This is a genomic window from Paraburkholderia unamae, assembly GCF_003096875.1.
Lineage (GTDB): Bacteria > Pseudomonadota > Gammaproteobacteria > Burkholderiales > Burkholderiaceae > Paraburkholderia > Paraburkholderia unamae.
In genome coordinates this window covers 121334-144213 of record NZ_QEOB01000006.1, presented here as the reverse complement: position 1 = coordinate 144213, position 22880 = coordinate 121334, and the positions used below count along the sequence as shown (strand labels likewise).

The 22880-nt window shown below is 66.3% G+C and carries 18 protein-coding genes; 6 read left to right on the top strand and 12 right to left on the bottom strand.

Features of this window, described 5'->3' with window-relative positions:
• The first annotated feature begins 96 nt into the window (after window positions 1-96).
• Window positions 97-1527: an alpha,alpha-trehalose-phosphate synthase (UDP-forming) gene (otsA, locus tag C7402_RS14385; RefSeq protein ID WP_116611111.1), complete on the top strand. Its 1431-nt coding sequence runs from the start codon at window positions 97-99 to the stop codon at window positions 1525-1527.
• A 105-nt stretch (window positions 1528-1632) separates the two neighbouring features.
• On the opposite strand, the gene C7402_RS14380 is transcribed toward otsA, so the two are convergent.
• Window positions 1633-3468, bottom strand: a complete 1836-nt coding sequence (locus C7402_RS14380; RefSeq protein ID WP_112171245.1) for an ABC transporter ATP-binding protein — start codon at window positions 3466-3468, stop codon at window positions 1633-1635.
• 764 nt (window positions 3469-4232) lie between these two features.
• Between C7402_RS14380 and C7402_RS14375 the strand changes: the two genes are divergently transcribed.
• The 3 genes from C7402_RS14375 to C7402_RS14365 all read left to right on the top strand — a co-directional run bounded on the left by C7402_RS14375 (window position 4233) and on the right by C7402_RS14365 (window position 7059).
• A complete protein-coding gene (locus tag C7402_RS14375; RefSeq protein ID WP_112171244.1) occupies window positions 4233-5297 on the top strand; it encodes a glycosyltransferase family 4 protein in 1065 nt (354 codons plus the stop codon).
• 212 nt (window positions 5298-5509) lie between these two features.
• Window positions 5510-6481 carry a hypothetical protein gene (locus tag C7402_RS14370; protein WP_112171243.1) on the top strand — a complete coding sequence of 324 codons (972 nt, stop codon included), beginning with the start codon at window positions 5510-5512 and terminating at the stop codon, window positions 6479-6481.
• A 113-nt stretch (window positions 6482-6594) separates the two neighbouring features.
• Window positions 6595-7059 (top strand): DUF2214 family protein, encoded by a 465-nt coding sequence (locus C7402_RS14365; protein WP_112171242.1) that lies wholly within the window; start codon window positions 6595-6597, stop codon window positions 7057-7059.
• An 85-nt stretch (window positions 7060-7144) separates the two neighbouring features.
• Here the strand turns inward: C7402_RS14365 and C7402_RS14360 are convergent, their stop codons facing one another.
• From C7402_RS14360 to C7402_RS14325, 8 genes are all read right to left on the bottom strand, one after another.
• Entirely contained in the window at window positions 7145-7969 is an 825-nt protein-coding gene (locus C7402_RS14360; protein ID WP_112171241.1) for an SDR family NAD(P)-dependent oxidoreductase, read from the bottom strand.
• Window positions 7970-8004: 35 nt separating this feature from the next.
• Complete coding sequence (locus C7402_RS14355) at window positions 8005-8418, bottom strand: MaoC family dehydratase (protein ID WP_112171240.1); 414 nt, start codon at window positions 8416-8418, stop codon at window positions 8005-8007.
• A gap of 13 nt (window positions 8419-8431) precedes the next feature.
• Entirely contained in the window at window positions 8432-8872 is a 441-nt protein-coding gene (locus tag C7402_RS14350) for a MaoC family dehydratase N-terminal domain-containing protein (RefSeq protein ID WP_112171239.1), read from the bottom strand.
• 34 nt (window positions 8873-8906) lie between these two features.
• Window positions 8907-10094 carry a lipid-transfer protein gene (locus tag C7402_RS14345; protein ID WP_116611110.1) on the bottom strand — a complete coding sequence of 396 codons (1188 nt, stop codon included), beginning with the start codon at window positions 10092-10094 and terminating at the stop codon, window positions 8907-8909.
• 29 nt (window positions 10095-10123) lie between these two features.
• Window positions 10124-11263 (bottom strand): acyl-CoA dehydrogenase family protein, encoded by a 1140-nt coding sequence (locus C7402_RS14340; RefSeq protein WP_112171237.1) that lies wholly within the window; start codon window positions 11261-11263, stop codon window positions 10124-10126.
• Between the two features lie 57 nt (window positions 11264-11320).
• The gene (locus tag C7402_RS14335; RefSeq protein WP_116611109.1) at window positions 11321-13201 is read right to left on the bottom strand and encodes a feruloyl-CoA synthase; all 1881 of its coding nucleotides are present in this window, start codon (window positions 13199-13201) and stop codon (window positions 11321-11323) included.
• A gap of 181 nt (window positions 13202-13382) precedes the next feature.
• Window positions 13383-16139, bottom strand: a complete 2757-nt coding sequence (locus C7402_RS14330) for a winged helix-turn-helix domain-containing protein (RefSeq protein WP_244314852.1) — start codon at window positions 16137-16139, stop codon at window positions 13383-13385.
• A gap of 231 nt (window positions 16140-16370) precedes the next feature.
• Entirely contained in the window at window positions 16371-16967 is a 597-nt protein-coding gene (locus C7402_RS14325) for a DUF2889 domain-containing protein (protein ID WP_116611108.1), read from the bottom strand.
• Window positions 16968-17263: 296 nt separating this feature from the next.
• On the opposite strand from C7402_RS14325, the gene C7402_RS14320 reads away from it, so the two are divergent.
• Both C7402_RS14320 and C7402_RS14315 read left to right on the top strand, forming a co-directional pair.
• Window positions 17264-18379, top strand: a complete 1116-nt coding sequence (locus C7402_RS14320; protein WP_116611107.1) for a porin — start codon at window positions 17264-17266, stop codon at window positions 18377-18379.
• A gap of 63 nt (window positions 18380-18442) precedes the next feature.
• Window positions 18443-18805, top strand: coding sequence for a BON domain-containing protein (locus C7402_RS14315; RefSeq protein WP_116611106.1), 363 nt, complete (start codon window positions 18443-18445; stop codon window positions 18803-18805).
• Window positions 18806-18862: 57 nt separating this feature from the next.
• On the opposite strand, the gene C7402_RS14310 is transcribed toward C7402_RS14315, so the two are convergent.
• From C7402_RS14310 to C7402_RS14300, 3 genes are all read right to left on the bottom strand, one after another.
• Window positions 18863-20320 carry an aldehyde dehydrogenase family protein gene (locus C7402_RS14310; RefSeq protein WP_116611105.1) on the bottom strand — a complete coding sequence of 486 codons (1458 nt, stop codon included), beginning with the start codon at window positions 20318-20320 and terminating at the stop codon, window positions 18863-18865.
• Between the two features lie 40 nt (window positions 20321-20360).
• Complete coding sequence (locus C7402_RS14305; protein WP_208948939.1) at window positions 20361-21275, bottom strand: TauD/TfdA dioxygenase family protein; 915 nt, start codon at window positions 21273-21275, stop codon at window positions 20361-20363.
• Window positions 21276-21379: 104 nt separating this feature from the next.
• Window positions 21380-22684 carry an MFS transporter gene (locus C7402_RS14300; protein ID WP_116611103.1) on the bottom strand — a complete coding sequence of 435 codons (1305 nt, stop codon included), beginning with the start codon at window positions 22682-22684 and terminating at the stop codon, window positions 21380-21382.
• Window positions 22685-22880: the final 196 nt, after the last annotated feature.

The window sequence follows — 22880 nt, the reverse complement described above, 5'->3', positions numbered from 1 at the left end:
CATGCGTCGCCTCCTGGCTCTTGCTGATAACCCGCCGCGCGCCGCCGCCCTGCGCGCGCAACGCTTTTCCGATTTACCGTACGGACCCTGCACCTCATGAGCCGATTGATCATCGTGTCGAACCGCGTCGCGCCGATTTCTGAAGGCGGTCCGGCCGCGGGCGGCCTGGCGGTCGGCGTGTACGACGCGCTGAAGGAAACCGGCGGCATGTGGTTCGGCTGGAGCGGGGAGGTGCTCACCTCCGGCCAGCCGCAGATCGCGCTCGAGGAGCGCGGGCCGGTGACTTTCGCCACCATCGGCCTGTTGCGGCGCGACTACGACCAGTACTATCGCGGTTTTTCGAACGCCACGCTGTGGCCCGCGTTCCATTACCGCGCCGATCTCGTCCAGTACGACCGCCACGAATACGAAGGCTATTGCCGCGTGAACGCGTGGCTCGCGCAGCAGCTCGTGCCGCTCCTGCGCGAGGACGACGTGATCTGGGTGCACGACTATCACCTGATTCCGTTCGCCCGGGCGCTGCGCGCGGCGGGCGTGAAAAATCGCATCGGTTTTTTCCTGCATATTCCGTTTCCGGCCTCACAGGTGCTGCTGGCGGTGCCGCCGCATCGCGAACTGGTCGAGGCGCTGTGCTCGTTCGATCTGCTCGGCTTCCAGACGAAGCCCGATGTGCGCGCCTTCTGCGACTACATCGTGAACGAGGCGGGGGGCGCGATTGAGAAGCAGGCGAACGGCCTCACGCGCATCGAGGCGTTCGGACAGACGCTCTGCGCGGGCGATTACCCGATCGGCGTGTATCCCGACGAGATCGCCGAACTCGCCAAGGCCGGCGAGCGCGGCAAGCCGGTGCGCACGCTCAAGGCCACGCTGCACGGGCGCAAGGTCATCATGAGCGTGGACCGGCTCGACTATTCGAAGGGGCTCGTGGAGCGTTTTCGCGCGTTCGAGCGCCTGCTCGACCACTCGACGGCGCAGCGCAACAAGGTTTCGTTCGTGCAGATCGCGCCGCCCACGCGCGCCGACCTGCATGCCTATCAGGACATCCGTCTGCGCCTCGAGGCGGAGTCGGGACGCATCAACGGCCGCTTCGCGGAACTGGACTGGACGCCGATCTGGTACATCCACCGCCAGTACGAGCGTTCGGTGCTGGCGGCGCTGTTCCGCGCGTCGCACGTGGGTTATGTCACGCCGCTGCGCGACGGCATGAACCTCGTCGCCAAGGAGTACGTTTCCGCGCAGGACCCCGAAGATCCGGGCGTGCTCGTGCTTTCGCGCTTCGCGGGCGCGGCCCAGGAGCTCGAAGGCGCGCTGATCGTCAATCCGCTCGACATCGACGGCATGGCCGACGCTCTCGGCCAGGCGCTCTCTATGCCGCTCGCCGAGCGCCTCTCGCGCTATCGCGACATGATGGTGCAGCTTCGCGAGAACAATGTTTCGGTCTGGCGCGACCGCTTCTTGCGCGACCTGGGCGAGGTCAGCGTGCGGCGCGGCGCGGCCTTGCCGCCGCTGGAGCGTGCGCCGGGCTGAACGCCCAAGCCTGCTGGCGACGCGAAAGACGAAAAAAAGCCGCTTCGGGCCATGCCCTGAAGCGGCTTTTTTGCGTCCGGAGCCTTGGGAGGCTCGCGGCGCGCGTCAGGCCACGTGTTTCTCGTCGGTCTTTTTGTTGCCCAGATGCAACGTGGACTGCTTGCCGTACTGCTTGGCGAGCAGATCGCGATAGAGGCCCGGGCGGTTGCGCAATTCCTCGGGGCTGCCGTCGTCGATCACCTTGCCCGCGCTCATCACGATGATGCGGTCGAAGTTGTGCAGCGTCGAGAGACGGTGCGCGATGGCGATCACGGTGCGGCCCACCATCAGCCGGTCGAGCGCCTGCTGGATGGCCTCTTCGGATGCGCTGTCGAGCGCCGAGGTCGCCTCGTCGAGCAGCAGGATCGGCGAATTCTTGAGGATGGCACGCGCGATGGCGATGCGCTGGCGCTGCCCGCCGGAGAGCTTCACGCCGCGGTCGCCCACGATCGTGTCGTAGCCCTCGGGCATCGCCTCGATGAAGTCGGCGCAGCGCGCCTCGCGGGCCGCGGCCAGCACTTCCTCGCGGGTCGCCTCCGGGCGGCCATAGGCGATGTTCTCGTAGATCGTCCGGTGCAGCAGCGAAATGTCCTGCGGCACGAGCGCAATCGCATGACGCAAGCTGTCCTGGGTCACATGCGCGATGTCCTGGCCGTCGATCTTGATGGCGCCGGCCTGGGTGTCGTAGAAGTGCTGGAGCAGGGCGAGCACCGTGGTCTTGCCCGCGCCCGACTTGCCGATCAGCCCCACGCGCTGGCCCGCCTCGATGCGCAGGTCGAAGTGGTCGAGAATCGGTTTGCGGTGCGGGTAGGCGAAGTTCACGCCCTCGAAATCGACCTGGCCGCCCTGGGCCACGAGTTCCGTGGCGTCGTCGCGGTCGGGCATGCCGTGCGGTTCGAGCAGCGTTTGCACGGCTTCGGCGAGGCGCGCCACGTGTTGGGTCACGTCCACGAGCGCCACCGCGAGGTCGCGCGTGCCGTGCAGGATCGTGAAGCCGAGCGAGCTGACCAGCACGATGTCGCCGGAAGTCGCCTTGCCCTGGTCCCACAGCCACAGTGCCCAGCCGAGCAGGCCGGCGGAGAGCATGGCCGTGATCACGGCGTGCAGCAGGCGCAGCTTTTCGAGGTAAAGCAGGCTCTGGCGGCGCGCGTCGAGTTCGGCCTTCACGGTCGAGCCGAAGCGCTTTTGCTCGCGGAACGTCATGCCGAAGGCGCGCACGAGCGCCATGTTGCCGATCACGTCGACGAGTTCGCCGTCCACGGCGGCCGCCTTGGAGGCGAACGTGTGGTGGCGCGACGAGCCGCGCCCGGCCAGCTTGAAGAGGATCACCGAAAGAATGGCCGAGCAGAGCAGCAGGCCCGCCGCCATCAACGGATTGACCGCGATGATCATGACGATCGCGCCCGCCACGGCGATACAGGGCGGCAGCACGTTCCAGGCGGTGGTGTTCTCGGCCGTGTAGACGGCGTTCGAGGTCGCGGTGATGCGGCTTGCGAGCGTGCCGGGCTGTTTTTCGGCGTAGTAGGTGGGGGAGTGCCCGCTCAGATACTGGAACAGGTCGCGCCGCAGGTCGCCCGTGACGGCGACGAAGGTGTGCGCGGCGAACCATCCGCCGACCCGCCAGAGCAGGTTGTCGGCGGCGATCAGGCCAACCAGGATGGCGAAGGCGGTCCACAGCGGCCCCGGATGGTGGCGGCCCGCGCCGAGCACGTCGATCAGATGCTTGATCGCGTACTGCGACGCAAGCGCGCAGCCGACGGCCGCGAACACGCTGGCGAGCACGATGGCGTGCGCGAGCGGGTGGCGCTTGATGTAACGGAAAAGAAACGCGAGCGGGTGCCGCGCATAGCTCGCGAGCTTTGCGTTGTGGGCGTTACGCTGGGCGATGGTCAGATGTTCCAATTGATCGGCGGTCGGTCTGACGGAACTTCGTCCGTGCAAGTTCAAAAAAGTGAGGAAGCGCGCAACGGCTACGAACGGCTTCAGGCGCGCGGCAGCGAAGGCGGACTTCCCGCATTGTAAACACCCCACGCACATGGCGCACCGCCTGTGCCCGGCGGACGCGCATCATATCGCGACACGAACGCCGGGGATACGGATTGGGGACATGCTGTTGCGGCAGAGGTTCAACAGGAATCCCGGGGCGTTTTAGAGATAGACGTTTTAGAGATAGAATTACGGATTGCATTCGGAACGGCGCTGTGCTCATGCCAGTGACGCCATCCGCCGGAGCGGAGGAGTGCAACCCGGGATGCCAAAAAGCGGCATTTGTCCGCAGTTGGTTTCGCCTCGCAGTCCCCAAATCTAGAACTGTCTTAGAAAACAGTGGGTTGCGGAGTGTTTCCGGTTTGTAACAACGTAAAGACTTTGAAATGATCTAGCCGGTATTTTCCCTGGTCCGGGATAATGCCGACTCGGACGGCGTAGGGAATTTGACAGCTTCTGTGTCAACGACCGCGAACCCTGCGCGTTTACCGCCTGAACCGCCGCGTGTGCTTTCTTGCCACTTCACAACTGCGTCGGGTCTGTGTCCGGAATTCCGGCGCGGTTAGCGGTAAGGAACGCCTGGTATGGCGCGTGGCGACAAGGATGCCGCAGCCTGCATAGGTCGATTGTCAAATTTGCAGTCTATTGCCCGATATTTTACGAGGAAGGAGTTCACCACTATGCGAATCGCTCAAATCGCTCCGTTGCACGAGGCGGTTCCTCCCAAGCTGTACGGCGGCACGGAACGGGTGGTCTCCTACCTGACCGAAGCGCTGGTCGAGCAGGGCCACGACGTCACGCTCTTCGCTAGCGGCGATTCGATCACCTCGGCAAAGCTCGAAGCATTCTGGCCGCAGGCGCTGCGCCTCGACCCGACGATTCGCGATGTGATGGCTCCGCACATGCTGCTGCTCGAAGAAGTGCGCCGCCGCGCGGACGAGTTCGACGTGCTGCACTTCCACATCGACTACTACCCGTTCTCGCTGTTCCAGCGTCAGCCGGTGCCGTTCGTCACCACGATGCACGGCCGTCTGGACCTGCCGGAGCTGCAACCGATCTTCACGGCGTTCAACGACGTGCCGGTCGTTTCGATCTCGGACAACCAGCGCATTCCGCTCCAGCAAGCCAACTGGCAGCAGACCGTCTACCACGGCCTGCCGGAAGACGTGCTCAAGCCGATCCCGAACGTCGAGCCCGGCTACCTTGCCTTCCTCGGCCGCGTTTCGCCGGAGAAGGGTCTTGACAAGGCGATTCGCATCGCCGGCCAGGCGGGCATGAAGCTCAAGGTCGCCGCCAAGATCGACAAGGCCGACCGCGCCTACTACGAAGAAGTCATCAAGCCGCTGATGGCGCTGCCGCACGTCGAGTACATCGGCGAAATCGGCGAGCACGAAAAGCGCGAGTTCCTCGGCAACGCGCACGCCCTGGTGTTCCCGATCGACTGGCCGGAGCCCTTCGGCCTCGTCATGATCGAAGCCATGGCTTGCGGCACGCCGGTCATCGCCTTCAAGCGCGGCTCGGTGCCGGAAGTCATCGAAAACGGCGTGTCGGGCTTCGTCGTCGAAGACGAAATCAGCGCAGCCGCAGCGGTCAAGCGCCTGTCGACGCTGCCGCGCGCCGCCGTGCGCAAGGCGTTCGAAGACCGCTTCTCGTCGAAGGTGATGGCGCGCAACTACGTCGCCGTGTACGAAGACCTGCTGCGCCAGAAGCACCGTACGGTGCTGCGCGAAGTCAACGCGGGCTAAGCTCGCAGTGAAGCCGGGCGCGCTGCGGCGCGGCCGGTTTCCTCCGTTTTTCCTCCAGCGCCCCGGTGCCCGTGCACCGGGGCGTTGTCACGTCAGCGGGACATTGACGGGGATTCAGGGCGGCCGGCAGTGAGGCGCCCGCTTAATGTCCCTATAATGGCCGTGCCGTAAAATCCGCGGTGCCCATGAAGACAGAGCAGAGGAGTATTCCCTTGGCGAGAACCCGACCGACGCCCACGGCCACCGTACCCGGTGCCGGGACGCTCTTCGCGCTGCGCGCGATCGGGCTCGTGATCCTGGCGCGCTGGCTGCACTCCATGGCGCAGATGAATTTCCTCGCCGCGCTCGAAGCCATGGCGTCGTCGCCCGCGGCGTGCCTGAACCTCGTCTTCCTGTTCCTGCTCATCGTGCTGCCCGGCGCGAAGGCGCGCGTCGAGCGGCCGTTCCACCCGCTGCCGCAGTGGCTGCGCCAGGCGCTGCGCTTTTTCGGCGTGCTCGGTTTTCTGTTCGCCATCGGCTCGATCGGGATGTACGTCTGGTCCGCGGGCTGGCGGAGCACCATTCGCGCCGTGGCCGACACCAATGGCTGGCTCGTCGCCGCGCCGGCGTTGTATGCCGCCGTGGTGTGGATCTGCCGGCCGCGTGCGCTCTGGCGCAGCAATTTCGCGGCGCGGCGTTTTGCGATCGGGCGCTTTGCTGTGTCGATCGACGCCGCCACGCGCACGACGGTCGTGTGGCAGGAGAGCCGCAAGGTTGGCCAGTATGACGCGCGCGAGCTTGCGGTGCGCTGGCTGGCGGGCGCGTCGCCTGGCGGCGTGTCCGCACCCGGTCCCGCGCTTTTGCCTGCGCCGGCCGGGATGCAGGCAGGTGTCACCGAAACCGGCGATGCTGTCGCTGCGACTGGTGTTGCCGACATTGCCGGACCTGACGTCAGCACGGATGCACCGGATGGCGCCTCCGCGCAGGGGAGCGTGCCGCCCGCTGCGACGCCGGCGGCGGCTGCACCTGCCGCACCCGCCGCTGCGCCCGCGGGCAAGTCCGGACGCCAGCCGAAGATCGAATTGCTGTGGGACTCGCCGGCCGCGGCGGGGCACAACCGTCAGACCGTGTTCCGCGCGCGGCTCGCTTCCGAAGGCGACCGCGCGGCCGCGCGTGCGCTCGACGCCGCACTGAAACAGGCCTGACACTGCCCGCGTCGCGTCGCGTCGCGTCGCGTCGCGTCGCGTCGCCCGCTTGCCGCTGCTCATTGCTTCTTGCCGTTGCTTGCCGTTCCTGTCGTCCGTTCGAAGGAGTCGCAATGCTCATACGCTGGTTGCTTGCCGCCGTCCATCTGCTCGCCTTCGGTTTCGCGCTCGCCTCGATCCTGCGGCGCACTCGCGGCTTGCGCCGCTGCACCTCCACCGAAGACCTGCCCGCGATCTTTCGCGCCGATAACGGCTGGGGCGGCTCGGCGGTCGTGCTGGTCGTGACCGGAGCAATGCGCGCGTTCGGCGGCTTCGAGAAGGGCGCCGCGTACTACCTGCACGAACCGCTCTTCCACGTAAAAATGGGCGCACTCGTGCTGATCCTCCTGCTTGAAATCGCACCGATGATGGCACTGCTGCGCTGGCGCCTCGCGGTGCGGCGCGGCGATGTGCCCGACCTCACGGGTGCGCCGAAGTACGCACGCATCGGCGTGTGGCAAACGGTGCTGCTCGTCGTGATGGTGTTCGCGGCCACGGGCATGGCGCGCGGCATCGGCCTCGATACCGGCGGCGAATAGGACGTTTTGAATAGAGCGTTTTGGCCGAGCCAAAAGAAAACCCGCGCGGCGGCGGGTTTTCCGGGGTGCAGCGTGTTGCTTCGCGTTACTGAAGGTTGCCCGCGACTGCCACCGTCTGCCCGGTGATGTAGTTCGACTCCGGCGAGCAGAACAGATACACGCCGCCCGCCGCTTCCTCGGGCGTGCCGCCGCGGCCGAGCGGATTGCGCTGCGCATGCGTCTTGAGCATGTCGGGGTTCAGGCCCACGCGAATATCGCGGCCGTCGATTTTCACCGTCGCACCCGCTTTCGCGTCGGCGCTCGTCATGCGCGTGTGGATCAGGCCGAACGCCACCGCGTTCACGTTCACGTTGAAGCGCCCCCATTCACGGGCGAGCGCGCGCGTCATGCCGATCACCCCCGCCTTGGCCGACGAGTAATTCATCTGCCCCGCGTTGCCGTTGAGCGCCGATACCGACGAGATGTTCACAATCTTGCGATACACCTCGCGCCCTTCGGCCACGTCGGCGGCGTGCAGCGCCTTCACGTGCGGATACGCGGCGCGCAGGATGCGGAACGGCGCGGTCATGTGGCAGTCGAGGATCGCGTACCACTGCTCGTCGGTCATCTTCTGGATCACGTCGTCCCAGGTGTAGCCGGCGTTGTTGACGATGATATCGATGCCCTTATACGTGCTCATCGCCGTGTTGATGAAGCGCTCGGCGAAGTCCGGGGCCGTGACGTTGCCCACGCAGGCCACGGCTTGCGCGCCCATCTTCCTGAGCGCTTCGACCGTCTCGTGCGCCGGTTCGGCGTCGAGGTCGTTCACGACGATGCGCGCGCCTTCGCTCGCGAGCTTTTCCACAATCGCGCGGCCAATGCCGCGTCCCGAACCGGTGACGAGCGCCACCTTGCCATCGAGCTTACCCATGCTGCTTTCTCCTTCGATCATTTGATTCGGATTGCTTATAGAGAAACCACGGCGTCGCCCACGACGCGCGGTTCGCCATACTGGTTGGCGGTCTGGATTTCGAGGCGCACGCGCTGCTCGCCTTCGGCCTGGAATTTCTCGACCACGCGCCCCGTACAGACGATGCGATGGCCGAGATGCGTGATGCCCACGAAGCGCACGCCGAACTGGCGCACCTGGCGCTGATCGACCCACTGCGTGAGCAGGCGGCCGAGCCAGGCCATCGAGAGCATGCCGTGCGCGAACACGTCGGGCATGCCCGCGCGGCGCGCGTAGTCGATGTCGATATGCACGGCGTTGTGATCGCCCGACGCCCCCGCGAAGAGCGCGAGCATCTTGCGGTCGACGGGGGGCAGTTCGAGCGGGGGGAGGGTGTCGCCCACCTTGATCGAGTCGTACTGGATGGTCATGCGAATTCTCCGTTCAGCCGTTGCGTTGCACGATCACGCTGCGCAGATCGGCCACATGCTCGCCGCGCTGGTTCGTTACGCGCGTCTCTCGCACCACGAACTCCAGCGCGCCGCCTTTCTTGTCGTAGATGTCCGCAATGCGCGACTCGAACAGCAGCACATCGCCGGCATAAGCGAGCCGGTGATACGTGAAGGTCTGCTCGCCGTGCAAAATGCGTGGCAGCTCGATGCCGATCTCGTCGCGCCACGACGCATCGGGCTGCTCGAATTCGAGCGAGAACAGAAACGTGGGCGGCAGCGGCAGGGCGGGATGGCCCGCGTCGCGCGCGGCGGCTTCGTCGAAGTACACGCGATTCGTTTCGCCGATCGCCTTCGCGAAGAAGCGCAGCCGGCCGGCTTCCGCCACCGCGCGAAACGCGGGCAGCGTCTTGCCGATGAATTGTTTGTCGATCATGTCGATGGCCCTCAGTCGCGAGCGAGGCTCACGTTCAAACCGACTTGTAGACCGTGACGACGCATGCGCCGCCAAGGCCCACGTTGTGCGCGAGCGCGACCTTCGCGCCTTCCACCTGGCGCTCGCCGGCCGCGCCGCGCAGTTGCTGCGTGAGTTCGTAGCATTGCGCGAGGCCCGTTGCGCCGAGCGGGTGGCCCTTCGAGAGCAGGCCGCCCGAAGGATTGACGACCCATTCGCCGCCATAGGTGTTGTCGCCGTCGTTGACGAGTTTTTCGCCTTCGCCTTCCGCGCACAGGCCGAGCGCCTCATAGGTCAGCAACTCGTTCTGCGCGAAGCAGTCGTGCAGCTCGATCACGTCGATGTCGCGCGGGCCGATGCCGGCTTGCTCATAGGCGATCTTCGCCGCCGATTGCGTCATGTCGAAGCCGACCACGCGGATCATGTCGCGCGCGTCGTACGTGCTCGGCGTGTCGGTGGTGAGCGCCTGGCCCGCGATGATCACGTTGGTGCGCAGGCCGCGCTTCTTCGCGAACGCCTCGGAAACCACGAGCGCCGCCGCCGCGCCGCAGGTGGGCGGGCAGGCCATGAGGCGCGTGAGCACGCCTTCCCAGAGCATCGGCGCGGCCATCACGTCTTCGGTCGAGACGACGTTACGGAACACGGCGAGCGGATTGCGCGCGGCGTGGCGGCTTGCCTTCGCACGGATCTTCGCGAAGGTTTCTAGCTTCGTGCCGTACTTCTTCATATGCGACATACCCGCACCGGCGAACTGGCGAATGGCGTTGCTCAGGCCCTCGGGGCGGCCGACCAGTTCGTCGGTGACGTCGAGCGCACGTTCCAGGGCGCTGGCGCGGTCGGTCCACACCGACTTGAGCGCGCCCGGACCCATGAACTCGAAGCCGACGGCCAGTGCACATTCCACGGCGCCGCTTTGCACGGCCTGGCGCGCGAGGAACAGCGCGGACGAGCCGGTCGCGCAGTTGTTATTCACGTTGATGACGGGGATGCCCGTCATGCCGACCTGGTAGAGCGCCTTCTGGCCGCTGGTCGAGTCGCCGTAGACATAGCCCGCGTAGGCTTGTTGCACGTCGGTGTAGTCGAGCCCCGCGTCGGCGAGCGCCTGGCGAATCGCCGTGGCGCCCATCGTGTCGTAGGTTTCGCTCGTGCCGGGCTTCTTGAACGGAATCATGCCGACGCCAGCGATATATGCGCTTCGAGTCATATCGGTACTCCTAAATGTATTGAGATTTTTTAAAGCTTGCGCGAGATCAGGTCACGCATCACTTCGCTCGTGCCGCCGTAAATGCGGTTGACGCGCGAGTCGCAGAAGGCGCGGGCCACCGGATATTCGAGCATGTAGCCGTAGCCGCCATGCAGTTGCACCATGTCGTCGAGCGCCTTGCCGAGCGACTCGGTCGCAAAGAGCTTCACCACGGCCGCTTCTTCGAGCGTGAGGCGGCGGCGTACGTGCTCCGAGAGGTAGTGATCGACCATCAGACGTACGGCGAGCGCCTGGGCCTTGATGTCGGCAAGCTTGAACTTGGTGTTCTGGAAGTCCCACACGGTCTGGTTGAACGCCTTGCGGTCCTTCACGTAGTTCAGCGTGTGCTCGAGGCACGCTTCGAGCTTCGCGGCCGCGCCCACGGCGATCGACAGCCGTTCCTGCGGCAGTTCCGCCATCAGATACGCGAAACCCTTACCTTCCTCGCCGAGGCGGTTCGAGACCGGCACGCGCACGTTGTCGAAGAAGAGTTCTGCCGTGTCCTGCGCGTGCTGGCCTACCTTGTCGAGCTTGCGGCCGCGGCGGAAGCCTTCACGGTCCGCCTCCACGACGATCAGGCTCACGCCTTTGGAGCCCGCCGCCGGGTCAGTCTTGCAGACCATGATGATGAGGTCGGCATTCAGACCGTTGCTGATGAAGGTCTTGCTGCCGTTGATCACGTATTCGTCGCCGTCGCGAATGGCGGTCGTGCGCACGGCCTTCAGGTCGCTTCCCGTGCCGGGCTCGGTCATGCCGATGGCCAGAATGTATTCACCCGAGCAAACCTTCGGCAGCCAGCGCTGCTTCTGTTCTTCGTTGCCAAGGCGCGCGATATACGGGGCGATGATGTCCGAATGAACCGGGAACCCAAGGCCGCTCACACCGGCGCGGTTGATTTCCTCGTTGAGCACGGCCGCGTGGCCGAAGTCGCCGCCGCCGCCGCCGTACTCGGTGGGTAGCGTGAGGCAGAGCAGGCCTTCGCGGCCGGCTTTCAGCCAGGTCTCGCGGTCGACCTTGCCGGCTTTGTCCCATTCGGCCTGCTTCGGCACGCATTCTTTTTCAAGGAAGCGGCGCGCAGTGGTGCGTAGCATCTCGTGGTCGTCGCGGAAGACGTTGCGGTTGATTTGCATATCAGGATTCCTGAATGTAGGCGTTTGCGTTCTTGACTGTGGATCAAGGCGGGGGGATCAATGCGCGCGTGCGATATGCGCGGCAGGTTCGGGAAGATAAAGCGCGTCGACGAGGTGAGCCCGGCGCGCACGCGTGACGGCCTGATTGACGTAACCCTTATCGGCGATCTCGTTGGCGTCCATGGAGGGCGGTTCGGCCATCAGCACGAGGCGCTCGACGTGAACGCTCGCACCCTGGCCCCGCTGCCCACGCAGCCGTTCGCTCAACTCGGCAATGAGAATGGGGTGCTGCACGAGCGCGGCGGCGTCGAGGCCTGCGAGTTCCGGCGCGAAACGCTGGCATGCGGCCACGTTCGGCCAGGCAAGCGCGGCGACATAGGCATGATCGTGCCCGCAGATCACGGCGTCGGTGAGCAGCGGTGCGCAGCGGTCGAGCAGCGCGAGGCGCATTGCGCCCGTGCGCACCCAGGTGCCGTTGGTGAGCTTGAAGTCTTCGACCACGCGCCCCGCGAACAGCAAGCCTTCCGAAGGATTATGCGGATTGGCGAAGCGCACGGCGTCGCCCAACCTGAAGAAGCCTTCATCGTCGAAAGCGGCAGCGGTGAGTTCGGGGTGCTTGATATAACCCCCGAACACGTTCGCACCGCGCATGCGGATCTCATAGCGCTCGTCAGCGCCTTCGAGCGGCACGAGTTTGACCTCGGAGCCCGGCACCGGCGTGCCGATATTGCCGACCGTGTCGGTGGGCCAGCCGCAGAAGGTGCCCATGCCGCTCGTTTCCGTGCAGGCGAGACCGCTCATGAAGGCGATGCGCTGGCCGATGGTTTTTTCCGCGACGCGCTGAATGCGCTCCCAGACCTCGGTGGGCAGGCTCGCGCCGCCGTAGCCGAAGAAGTGGACCTTCGAGAACAGGTTCGCTGCAAGTTCGGGATCGCGTTCAAGCTCGTTGGCGAGCACGGTCCAGGCCGAGGGCACGCTCGTAAAGATCGTGGGCGTCACCTCGCGCAGGTTGCGCACCGTGCGCTCGATCATGCCGGGCACGGGACGACCGTCGTCGATATAGTGGGTCGCGCCGAACTGGATCGAGCGCCCCAGGTTCAGCACGCCGCCCAGACCGTGGTGCCACGGCAGCCAGTCGAGGAACACGGGCTCGGTGTCGCGCAGGAAGGCGAGGTTGTCGGCGAAATAGGAGGCTACCGCCTTGAAGTTGCGGTAAGTCAGGTTGACGCCCTTGGGCGTGCCGGTCGAGCCCGACGTGAAGAGCACGCGTGCCGTCGCCTCGGGCGCGATTGCCGCGTGCGCGGCGGCAACGGCCGCGCGGCGCGACTCGGTCAGTTCCGTGTGCGAGAGCGTCGCCCAGTCGATCTGGCCTGCGCCGGCGCCGCGCACGGCGATGACCGGGGCGCCCAGATGCGCGAGCGCGGCGAGTGCGCGCTCGAAGGGTGTGGTGCTCTGCACGAACAGCGCCGCGGGCGGCACCAGATCGACCACGGCCCTCAGGCGTGCGAAGTCCTGGCTCAGCGTTGAGTAGGCGGGTGAAACCGGCGCGATGGGAACGCCCACGTATTCGGCGGCGAGCAGCACGATGGCTTGCTCGATCGAATTGCCCGAAAGCAGCATAAGCGGATGTGCCTGATCGAGGCCCATCTCAAGGAGGGCTGCGCCGACACACTGCACTTGCTGCCATAACTCGCGCCAGCTTACGCGCCGCCACGCGCCGTCGCCGCCGCGCTCACAGAAGGCGGCGCTCTCGCCGCGCGTGCTCGCCCAACTCTCGATGAAATCCGCGAAGCTGCCTTCGGCGATGGCGGGCGGCGGGTTGGCCGGACGGAGGATCAAGCTGCCGTCGCGGTGCTTTTCAACGAGCGTCTGGCGATGGGGCATGCGGACCGGCCGGAAGGCGAGCGGCGGCGAAATGTTGGCCGTGAGCGTACTCATTGAGCCGTGTCTCCTGACGTTTGCGTGCGGTCCGTAGGCCGCACCACGTTGATTGTGTCTGTGTCGGGCGGGGTTCCGCCGGGCGGAACCCCTTGAAACCAAGGATAGCGGGTGGAGCGGTGGGCCGTACCACCCGAACCGGGTAGCGCCTGCGCGCCCGCGTGCGGAAGACGCAGGTCGGCTATTCGATGCCGAGGTCGCGCACGCGGGCGACCGCTTCGTCGCGGCTCGACACGCCGAGCTTGCCGTAGATGTTCTTGAGGTGCCATTTGACCGTTTCCGGCGAAATGCCCAGCGTGCGCGCGATTTTCTTGTTGGGCATCGCTTGCGCGAGCAGGCTCACGACCTTCGTTTCGCGCTCGCTGAGCGTGTCGGCGCCGCCTGGCGCCGCAACGCGCTCGAGCGCCGCTTCGTTCGTCGTGCTCGCGAGGGCGGCGGCGCTCGCCTGCGCGGCGCGCAAGCGGTCGACGTAGAAGGCCAGCACCGGGTCGACGCTGTCGTCACGATCATCCGCAGTGCCAGGCAAGCCCGCGCGCACGACCTGTTCAGCGAACGAGACGATGCCGGGGTCGACGTCGAGCACACTGCGCACGAGGCCAAGCCGGTGGCCGAGGCGCAGGCCCATGAGCGCGGTGCCCCGTGCCGTGTCCATACGCCCGCGCCGCTGGTCCACGAGCGCCGATTGCATGCGTAGCTGGACGACGTGATGCTGCCCGCCGCGCTCGCCGCAAAGCGCGATGAGCGCCGGCAGGCGCATGGCCGCACCCTCGAAGTCTTCGTGTGCGAGGCACCAGCTCACATGCGAGCGCTCGGCGAGCGCGTGAGCGTCGTGCCACGCATTCGGCTGCGTGGGCCGCAGGCGCGCCGCGATCATGTCGAGGCGCGCGAGGTGGCTTTGCGCGTCGTCGTACTGGCCGCATTGCAGATGCTGGCGAACCTGCGCGGCGAGACTGTGCGCGAGGAGCCGCGCCAGACCCTGGCGGCTTGCGTATTCTTCGAGCCGTTCGAGGTAGGCGAGCGCATCGAGCCGGTGCCCCTCGGCCCAGTGCGCCGCCGAAAGCACGGTGAACACGCGTAGTACGGAGTCCGGAATGGACACGCGTTCGAGCACGTCGACGCGGTCTTCTAGCAGCCGTCGCGCACCGGCGATGTCGTTGAACTCATAGAGCGCCTCGCCTAGCTGGGCTGCCGCGAGGCACGCGGCTTCCGCCGCGCTGCTGCCGCGCTGGTCGGCCTCCGCGAGCACGTCGCGGCTGATGCGCTCGACTTCCTGGAAGCGCCCTTCGAGGGCGTAACTGAAGCCGACGATGCAGCGGCCGTTGAGCATGCCGCCTGGGGTGCCGATCAACGGCGCGCCGGCGAACAGCAGATGATCTGCATCGGACTGGATGGCGCGGGCCTGCTCGTAGTCTCCGTGGCGCATGTAGAGCCACGACAGCAGATTGTTGCGCGCGCCGATCGATATGCTGTTGGTGTCGGGCGGCGTGGCGAGTATCTGCGGCAGGATCGCCATGGCGCTTTCGGCGTCGTCACGCTGCACGTCGACGGCGGCGCGCAGCAGCGTGAGCCGGTATCGTGCGGCGACGTCGTCCGCGGGAATGTCGGCGTCGAGGCGGGCGATGGTGGCGGCGCAGGCCTCGAAGTCTCGCGCATACAACTGGAGTTGCAGTCGCCACAGGCGCAAGTCGATCCTCGCCTCGATCTCGGCATGCGGCAGCAGATGCATTAGCGAGGCGAGCCGGCGCAGATCGCCCGAGAATTGCAGCTTGCGCGCCACCTTGAGTACGAGTTCGGCGGCGGCGGCCGGTTCGCCGGCCAGCAGTGCGTGGCGCACCGCTTCTTCCCTGAGTCCATGGTCGCGGAACCAGCACCACGCCGCATGGTGCACTTTGCGCTGCAAGAACTCGCTGCGCTCGCGCAAGCGTTCGAGCAAGGTTTCGCGAAACAGGGGATTGAGCCGGTACCAGGTCTCGTTGCCCACGCGCTCGATCTGCGCGATGAAGAGGTTGTCGTTTTCGAGGCGCGCGAGCAGCGCGAGCACTTCGCCCGACGGCTGCTCGTCGCCGACCAGCGCGACGCACAGCGACGAGCACAGGCGAGCGCAAACCGACATGCGCACGAGCAACTCGACTTCGCTCGCGGAAAGGCGCGAGAGGACTGCGCGCTCGAAGTAGTCGCCGAACGCGCGCGCGTCGTGCAGATGCGTGCTTGCGAGCGACGCCGAGACGTCCGCTGTGCCGATGGACGTGCGGCGGCGCTTGAGGTGCATGGCGAAGAGCTGAAGGCCCGTTACCCAGCCGTCGGTCAATTCATGCATTTCGCGCGCATCGCGCTCGCTCACCTCGCCGAGTTGCGCGCGCAGGTATTGCGCCGATTCGGCAAAGGTGAAGCGCAGGTCGCGCATGTTGAGTTCGAGCACCAGATCCTGATCGCGCAGGCGGCCAAGCGACACAGGAAAACTGCCGCGCGACACGAGCGCGATGTGCAGGTTGGGCGGCGCGTAGTCGATGAGCCATTGCAACGCGCGATGACTGCGCGGGTTGGTGACGTGGTCGAGGTCGTCGACGACGAGGGCGAGGTCGGCGGAGCGGCTGGCGATGGCGCGCACGAGCGCGATGACGGTGCGCTCGACCGCTTCGTCGTCCACGCCGCGCCCGCCGAGGAGGGCGGCTTCGCGGCAAATGGCGGGATCGACCTGGGCGAGACTCGCCACGAGGCCGTCGACGAAGCTTGCCAGGTCGTCGTCTTCGGGCGCGAGCGTGAGCCAGGCGAGGTCGAAGCCGAGCGGCAGCAGCGCCTCGCGCCAGGCGAGCAACGTGGTGGTCTTGCCGCAGCCGGCGGGCCCCTGGAGCACGATGCAGCGCTTGCGGCGGGCTTCGATCAACTGGCCGACCACACGCTCGCGCGCGACGACGCGCGTCTTGTTGCGCGGTGCCATCACCCGGGGCGATGCGCCGGTGGCGGCAGAAGGGGAATCGGGCCGGCGTTGCGGCATGTTCGCGTGCGCCTTGCAGTCGTGGCGGCGCGATGACTGCGCGCGCCCGATGACCAAACGAGGATCGGGCTATTGTAGCGCGCGCGGTTGCGCGAACGCGCGGGGGGAGCGGCGGAGCTTGCCGCACTGCAATGCGGCGGTGCAACGAGGTCCGGCGCCCAACGGCGAAGGCGGCTAGGCATCGGCGGCCGCTTGCGCTCGGGCGGGCGCGGCGCCGGAGCGTTCGCGCAGGACATGAACCACTTCGCCTTGCGCGCGCCAGGCGTGGCACGTGTCGAGCATGGGAAGCAGCGGCGAGCGCTCGCCGCGCACGGCTTCGGCCAGGCGCTCATGCGCGTCCTGCCGCAGCCCAATGAGCGTCTGGAACGCCGTGGTGGCCATCGGGCCGAGCAGTTCCGTGAGGTGCGTGCAACCCCGCGTGCCGCCCAACCGCGTCTTCACTTCCTTCATGAAACCATTGCCAATCGTGATGCCAACCAGCTTCGCGTAGGCCTCGTTGATCTGCGCGCACCAGGGCGTGGGCGCGCTGTCCGTGCGCGCGTGCGCCGCGCGGATCACGAGAGTCTCATCGACCGTGAGCGTGAGCCGCATGTCGTGGATCGCGCCGCCACTCGGCACGTCCTTGAACAACAGGGCCGAGTCGTGGCCCTTCGTGTCCGTCATGCGGGCTTCGATGTCGTAGAGGCCGTCCTCGCGCACGTAGCCGGTGCAAACGATCTGGCGCGTGTGCGCCAATTTCCGCGGCACCTCCGCGGTGTAATTGTGAGACATGAGATGCCACTCCTGAATATGCCACAGCGACGAAAGGCGCGATATCGCGATGGTGCACGGGGTTCGGGCAAGTGTCCCCACCCCGCGCGGGTGGCCGCCGCGCGCAGGCATTGCCGGGTCTCGCGGAAGAACGCGTGCCGGTCGGGGTATTCCCGTCCCCACTCCGTTTGGGTAGTTGCTCGCCAATTCGTCCCTGCAACACTGCGCCGCATGTGCCTGCCGGCGCCAGACGGCGCAAACCGGTTGCACATTCGCCGCGCCTCTCGCACGCGGCAATCAAAAAAGAGGAGACGTGCATGCGTTTTATCAGCAAAGGGATTTGCGGTGCCACGCTGGCCGTGATGGCCGGCAGCGCCGCGGCGCAGTCGAGCGTGACGTTGTACGGTGTGGCCGATGTATTCCTCCAGTATCTGGATAACGGAGGTAAACATTCGTATTCCGAACGAAGTGGCGGGAACGCCGGATCGATGTTCGGCCTGAAAGGGAGTGAGGATCTCGGCAACAGCCTGAAAGCGGTGTTCAACGTCGAAGCCGGGTACAACATCAATAACGGAGGGCTGTTCGCGGATACCACCGCGCTCTTCTACCGGCAAGCATGGGTGGGCCTCACACACGACAAGTACGGCTCGCTTACATTTGGGCGCCAGTATCAGCCGACGTTCTGGGTCGTCTACCCGTCCGATCCTTTCCGCGGCAACGAAATTCTTTCGCCGCTTTCGGCGGGGGTGCTGGCAGTCGATCGCAACACACTCGCCGCCCAGTACGCAACGGGCCGCACGAGCAACTCGATCCTCTACAAGTCACCGAATCTCGCGGGTTTCCAGCTTTATGCGCTGTACGGCTTTTCGGCTACCACCACGCAGCCGGTGCCGGAGACCTCGGGCAACACGCTCGACCTGGGGCTCTCGTATTCGGCGTACGGGCTGTACGCGGGCATCGCCTACCAGTACCAGCATCCCGGTACGGCGACGATCGCGGGGTTGCCCGCCGCGCTCAACCTGCTTGGGACCGAGCACTTTACGAGCGCGCTCGGCTACCGCATCGGCATCGTCAATCTGCAATTCAACTACGCATATAACCGTCCGCACGACGCTGCGCCGCACTCGCTCGCGGCCCTGCTCGGTGCGGGCAAGTCGTCGAGCCTGATGGAGTTCGGCGCGACGATTCAGGCCACACCGGCCGATACGATTGAGGTCGCAGCCGTCGAGCGCAATGTGCGCGGCGCGCACGACAACACTCCGGGCGTGCAGGTCGGCTATGACCACAACATCTCGAAACGCACGGCGTTCTACATGCGCGCGGGCTACCTGAAGAACAACGGCAGCGCCACGATGAGCTGGCCGGGTGTCTCGGTGACGGAAGGCGGCACGAAGCAGGTGCTCGCCGTGCTCGGCATGACGCACCGCTTCTGACCCGCTCATGCCGCGGGCCAGCCGCTATTCGCAGTCGACAGCAATCAACGAGGAGGGACCAGAATGAATTTTACCCGCGACGGCCGCATGTTTGCCATGGCCATGCTTTTTGCCGCCTCATTGCAGGCTCATGCGCAGGGCGGTGAGGCGCCGGCTTCCGCGCCCCTTGGCGAGGCGGCGTCGGCCGACGCCGCGCCAACTCCGTCGAAGGCCGCCGATCGCGCCCTGCGCCGACGCGTGCTGAACGCCCTCGCGAAAGCGAAGGGGCTGCGCGCGAGCGGCATTAGCGTGCGCGCGACCCATGGCGCGGTGACGCTGGAGGGATGGGTGCCGGAACAGGCGCAGATCGATCAGGCGACGCGCGTCGCCCAGGGTGTGACGGGGGTGAATTCGGTGAAGAACACGTTGACACTCTCGACGTTCTAACCCGCCGACGGGACGGGCGAGCGGGACCGGCAACGGTCCCGTTTCCTTTTGTTTCGCCTACATCGTCACCGACTTGCATTCGAGAAATTCGGCGAGGCCCTCGGCGCCGTACTCGCGGCCGTTGCCGGACGTCTTGTAGCCGCCAAAGGGAACGTTCACGTCGAGCATCGCGCCGTTGATGCGCACCGAGCCCACACGCAGGCGCGCCGCCACTCTTCGCGCGCGCTGCGCATCGTTCGTGGCGATATAGCCCGCGAGTCCGTAGACGCTGTCGTTCGCAATGCGGATGGCGTCCTCTTCGTCGTCGTAGGGGATGATCGCGAGCACGGGGCCGAAGATCTCTTCACGCGCGATCGTCATGCCGTTGTGAACGCCGGCGAAGATCGTGGGCCGCGCATAGAAGCCGCGCGCGAGGCCCGGCGGGCGACCCGGGCCGCCTGCCGCGAGGCGCGCGCCTTCGGCAATGCCGGTTTCGATCATGTGCTGAACTTTCTCGTACTGCGCGCGGTTGGCGAGGGGACCCATGCGCGTGGCCGGATCCGTCGGGTCGCCGACCGTCACGGTGTTCGCGGCGGCCGCCGCGATGGCGACGGCTTCGTCGTGACGCGCGCGCGGCACGAGCATGCGCGTGGGCGCGATGCAGGTTTGCCCGGCGTTCGCCATGCACTGCGCGACGCCGTTCGTCACGGCGCTCTGGAGATCGGCGTCGTCGAGAATGAGCAGGGCGGATTTGCCGCCCAGTTCCTGGGCGACGCGCTTGACGGTAGGCGCGGCGCTGATCGCGACTTCCACACCCGCGCGCGTCGAGCCGGTGATGGAAACCATGTCGACGTCGGGATGCGAGGCGAGCCGTGCGCCTACGGTGGGGCCTGCACCGAACACCATGTTGAACACGCCCGCCGGCGTGCCGGCCTCGTGCAGGATGTCGGCGAAGATCATGGCGTCGAGCGGGGCGATCTCCGAAGGCTTGAGCACCACGGTGCAGCCCGCCGCGAGCGCGGGCGCGACCTTGGCCGCGATCTGGTTCAGCGGCCAGTTCCAGGGCGTGATGAGCGCGGCGACGCCGATCGCCTCGCGGCGCACGTAGCTCTTGCCATGCGTCGTTTCGAACGGGAAATCGCGCAGCGTGTCGATGGCCGCGCGCAACTGGGCGAGGCCGATCGGCGCCTGGAGCGCGTTGCACAGCGAGATCGGCGCGCCGATTTCCTGGCGTACCGCGTCGGCGATGTCGGGCAGGCGTCGCTGATAGATCGTGGCGATGCGCTCGAGCAGGGCGATACGCGTTTCGCGGCTCGTTTCGGACCATGCGGGAAAAGCGGCGCGCGCGGCAGCGACGGCGCGATCGGTGTCCTCGGCGCAGCCCATCGCGAGGGTGCCGATGCGTTCTTCGCTTGCGGGATCGACGATGTCGAACGGGGCGCTATTGGCGTCGGTGTCGTTATTGGCGTCATCGGCGCCCGGTCGCGCGGGCTCGACCCATTGCCCGTCGATATAGAAGCGGTTCAACGTTTTCATGATGCGTCTCCAGTGTCTCCAGTGTCGGTCGGGGACCGGCTCAAACCGGTCGATCGCCGATCACGGTGGCGCGCATCATGTGCCGCACGGCCGGGTAGTAGTCCTGGATCGCATAGTGCTGGCACGACCGGTTGTCCCAGAACGCGATCGTGTTCGGCCGCCATTTCAGGCGCACCTGGTACTCGGGCACCTGCGCCTGGCGAAACAGGCGCTGGAGCAGTTCCATTTCGGCGAGCTTGAAATCGAAGCCCACGCGATACTGCTCGGCGGTCTTGTGGCCATAGTTGGCCAGGTGCGTCGTGAAGGCCTCGTTGACGTAAAGGATTTTCTCGCCGGTTTCCGGGTGCGTGCGCACGACCGGATGCGTGACGGGCGGGAAGTGCTTTTTCATTTCGGCATGCTGATCTTGCGGTACGGCGATCCCGAAGAGCGGCAGAAAATCGTGCGTGGCCGTGAGATCGGCGATGCGCGTCTTGACGTCGTCGGGCAGGCCTTCGTAGGCCGCGACCATGTTGATCCACAACGTGTCGCCGCCGACCTCGGGGCATGTCACGCAGCGCAGCATCGAGCCCATCGAGGGGATCTCGCGCCACGATACATCGGAGTGGTAGAGGTTCTCGCGGCCGCGCTTCGCATCGTTGCGGCCGAGAACGACCAGTTCGGGATGGTCCGGGTGATGCGGAAACGTCGGATGGACTTCCAGCTCGCCGAAGCGGCGGGCGATGGCCACGTGCTGCGCGGGCGTGATGTCCTGGTCGCGGAAGAACAGGACCTTGTACTTGAGCAGCGCGCGGCGCAACGCCAGGTAGGTCGCATCGTCGAGCGGATCGCGCAGGTCGATGTCGCCGATCTCCGCGCCGATGGTCGGCGTGTGGCGGGTGACGGTAAAGGGCCAGCTTTCGGACTGCTGAGGATTGGCCTGTGCCTCGACGGGCGCGCAGACGGTTGCTTGCATGTGACTCTCCATGATCGACGTATAGGTATGGGTTTGGCCGCCGTGGGCGGCGGCTCTTTTTTTCGGTTCTTCGATGAATCGCGCGCGGCGCGCGCCACGTTCGTTCAGGCGGTAACCGGCGCCGCAGCTTCGCCAAGCGTGCGCAGCGAGCGTTCGGGATGCAGCCAGCGCAACGCGGCCAGCGCCGCGAGGAGCAACAGCACCGCCGTGACGCCGATGCCGATCTCGTAGGCGTGCGCGCCCGTGGCGGAATTCGCCTGAATGAGCCGTCCGACTACGGCGGGGCCGACGGCCGCGCCGAGACTCGCAACCGCCGTATTGATCGCGATGACCGAGCCGCGCTGGGCGAGCGGCACCATCTCGGCGATCATGGCGGGGCCAAGTGTCAGGCAGAACGTGGACAGCGCGGCCGCAATCGCGTAGCAGAACACCTTCTGCATGGGCGTGAGATCGATCGCCGCCAGCGCGAAGAAGAGCAGGGCGCCCGCGATCATGACGATGCTCGTGAGGCGCGCACGGGCCTCGCGCGTGGTCGCGCCGAGCCGGAGCATGCGCTGCGAGAGCGCGCTCAAGCCGATGTTGACGGGCGCGGCGAACGCGATGACGAGCGCGAAGAGGCGTCCCGCCGTGATGCCGTCGAAGCCGAGTCCCTTTTCGAGGTAGGTGGGCAGCCACGTGATGGTCTGACCGAGCAGCCAGTAGGCGACGAAGCCGAGCAGGAACACCGAGAGAATGGACGCGTCGGTGAGGATCTTGCGGTAGGGCAGGCGTGGCCCCCCGGCCGTTACCGGCGCGGTGGAGTCGGCACTCGTGCGTCGCACGGTGTCGAGCGTGCCTTCACGGCCGAAGAGGAGCCACAGCGCGCACCAGACCACGCCTACCGCGGCGAGCACGAAGAAGTTGATGCGCCAGCCCCAGCGCTGGGTGATCGCGGGAATCAGGAGCCCGGCCAGCACCATGCCGACCACGGCGCCCTGGTTGATGACGGCGACGGGCACGCTGCGCTTGTGATCGGGAAACCACTTGAAGAGGGCGTGGACCGAGGTCGGGAACGACGGGCCTTCGGCCGCGCCGAGTATCACGCGGCAAAGCAGCAGCGCGAGCGTGCTCGTGGTGAACGCCTGCGGAATCTGCAAGACCGACCAGCTGACGGCCATGGCGAGCAGGATCCAGCGCGTTTGCACACGGTTCGAAAGAAAGCCGACGAGCACCGTCGAGGTCGAGAAAAGCCAGAAAAAGCTGCCCGCGACGAAGCCGAACTGGGCCGGCGAGAGATGCATGTCGGCCATGAGCGGCACGGCGACCATGCCGAGGACGATCTTGTCGAGAAAGTTGATCGTGGCGAGTATCGTGAGCAGGGCCGTGACGGTCCAGGCGGACTTCGGCTGCCAGGAAGAGGAAGTGGACATGGGCGATCTCGTGGTGTCGGCTGGCGCCGGACTGATGCGTGCAACGCGGGATATGGCCGGGTCTGCGCAGGGCGTTTGCGCGCGCCGGCCGACTCAGTGGAATCAGGACGGGAAGTCGGTGATTTCGAGATGGATGGGGGGAGCGGCGACGCCCGGTGTTTTCATGATGTCTCCTTGTCCGTGCGCGGGGTTTTCC

What these genes read in the sequence shown, in the direction of transcription:
- otsA (WP_116611111.1), top strand. Translation starts at nt 97, where the DNA reads ATGAGCCGATTGATCATCGTGTCGAACCGCGTCGCGCCGATTTCTGAA.
- C7402_RS14375 (WP_112171244.1), top strand. Translation starts at nt 4,233, where the DNA reads ATGCGAATCGCTCAAATCGCTCCGTTGCACGAGGCGGTTCCTCCCAAG.
- C7402_RS14365 (WP_112171242.1), top strand. Translation starts at nt 6,595, where the DNA reads ATGCTCATACGCTGGTTGCTTGCCGCCGTCCATCTGCTCGCCTTCGGT.
- C7402_RS14360 (WP_112171241.1), bottom strand. Translation starts at nt 7,969, where the DNA reads ATGGGTAAGCTCGATGGCAAGGTGGCGCTCGTCACCGGTTCGGGACGC.
- C7402_RS14355 (WP_112171240.1), bottom strand. Translation starts at nt 8,418, where the DNA reads ATGACCATCCAGTACGACTCGATCAAGGTGGGCGACACCCTCCCCCCG.
- C7402_RS14350 (WP_112171239.1), bottom strand. Translation starts at nt 8,872, where the DNA reads ATGATCGACAAACAATTCATCGGCAAGACGCTGCCCGCGTTTCGCGCG.
- C7402_RS14345 (WP_116611110.1), bottom strand. Translation starts at nt 10,094, where the DNA reads ATGACTCGAAGCGCATATATCGCTGGCGTCGGCATGATTCCGTTCAAG.
- C7402_RS14340 (WP_112171237.1), bottom strand. Translation starts at nt 11,263, where the DNA reads ATGCAAATCAACCGCAACGTCTTCCGCGACGACCACGAGATGCTACGC.
- C7402_RS14335 (WP_116611109.1), bottom strand. Translation starts at nt 13,201, where the DNA reads ATGAGTACGCTCACGGCCAACATTTCGCCGCCGCTCGCCTTCCGGCCG.
- C7402_RS14330 (WP_244314852.1), bottom strand. Translation starts at nt 16,139, where the DNA reads ATGGCACCGCGCAACAAGACGCGCGTCGTCGCGCGCGAGCGTGTGGTC.
- C7402_RS14325 (WP_116611108.1), bottom strand. Translation starts at nt 16,967, where the DNA reads ATGTCTCACAATTACACCGCGGAGGTGCCGCGGAAATTGGCGCACACG.
- C7402_RS14320 (WP_116611107.1), top strand. Translation starts at nt 17,264, where the DNA reads ATGCGTTTTATCAGCAAAGGGATTTGCGGTGCCACGCTGGCCGTGATG.
- C7402_RS14315 (WP_116611106.1), top strand. Translation starts at nt 18,443, where the DNA reads ATGAATTTTACCCGCGACGGCCGCATGTTTGCCATGGCCATGCTTTTT.
- C7402_RS14310 (WP_116611105.1), bottom strand. Translation starts at nt 20,320, where the DNA reads ATGAAAACGTTGAACCGCTTCTATATCGACGGGCAATGGGTCGAGCCC.
- C7402_RS14305 (WP_208948939.1), bottom strand. Translation starts at nt 21,275, where the DNA reads ATGCAAGCAACCGTCTGCGCGCCCGTCGAGGCACAGGCCAATCCTCAG.
- C7402_RS14300 (WP_116611103.1), bottom strand. Translation starts at nt 22,684, where the DNA reads ATGTCCACTTCCTCTTCCTGGCAGCCGAAGTCCGCCTGGACCGTCACG.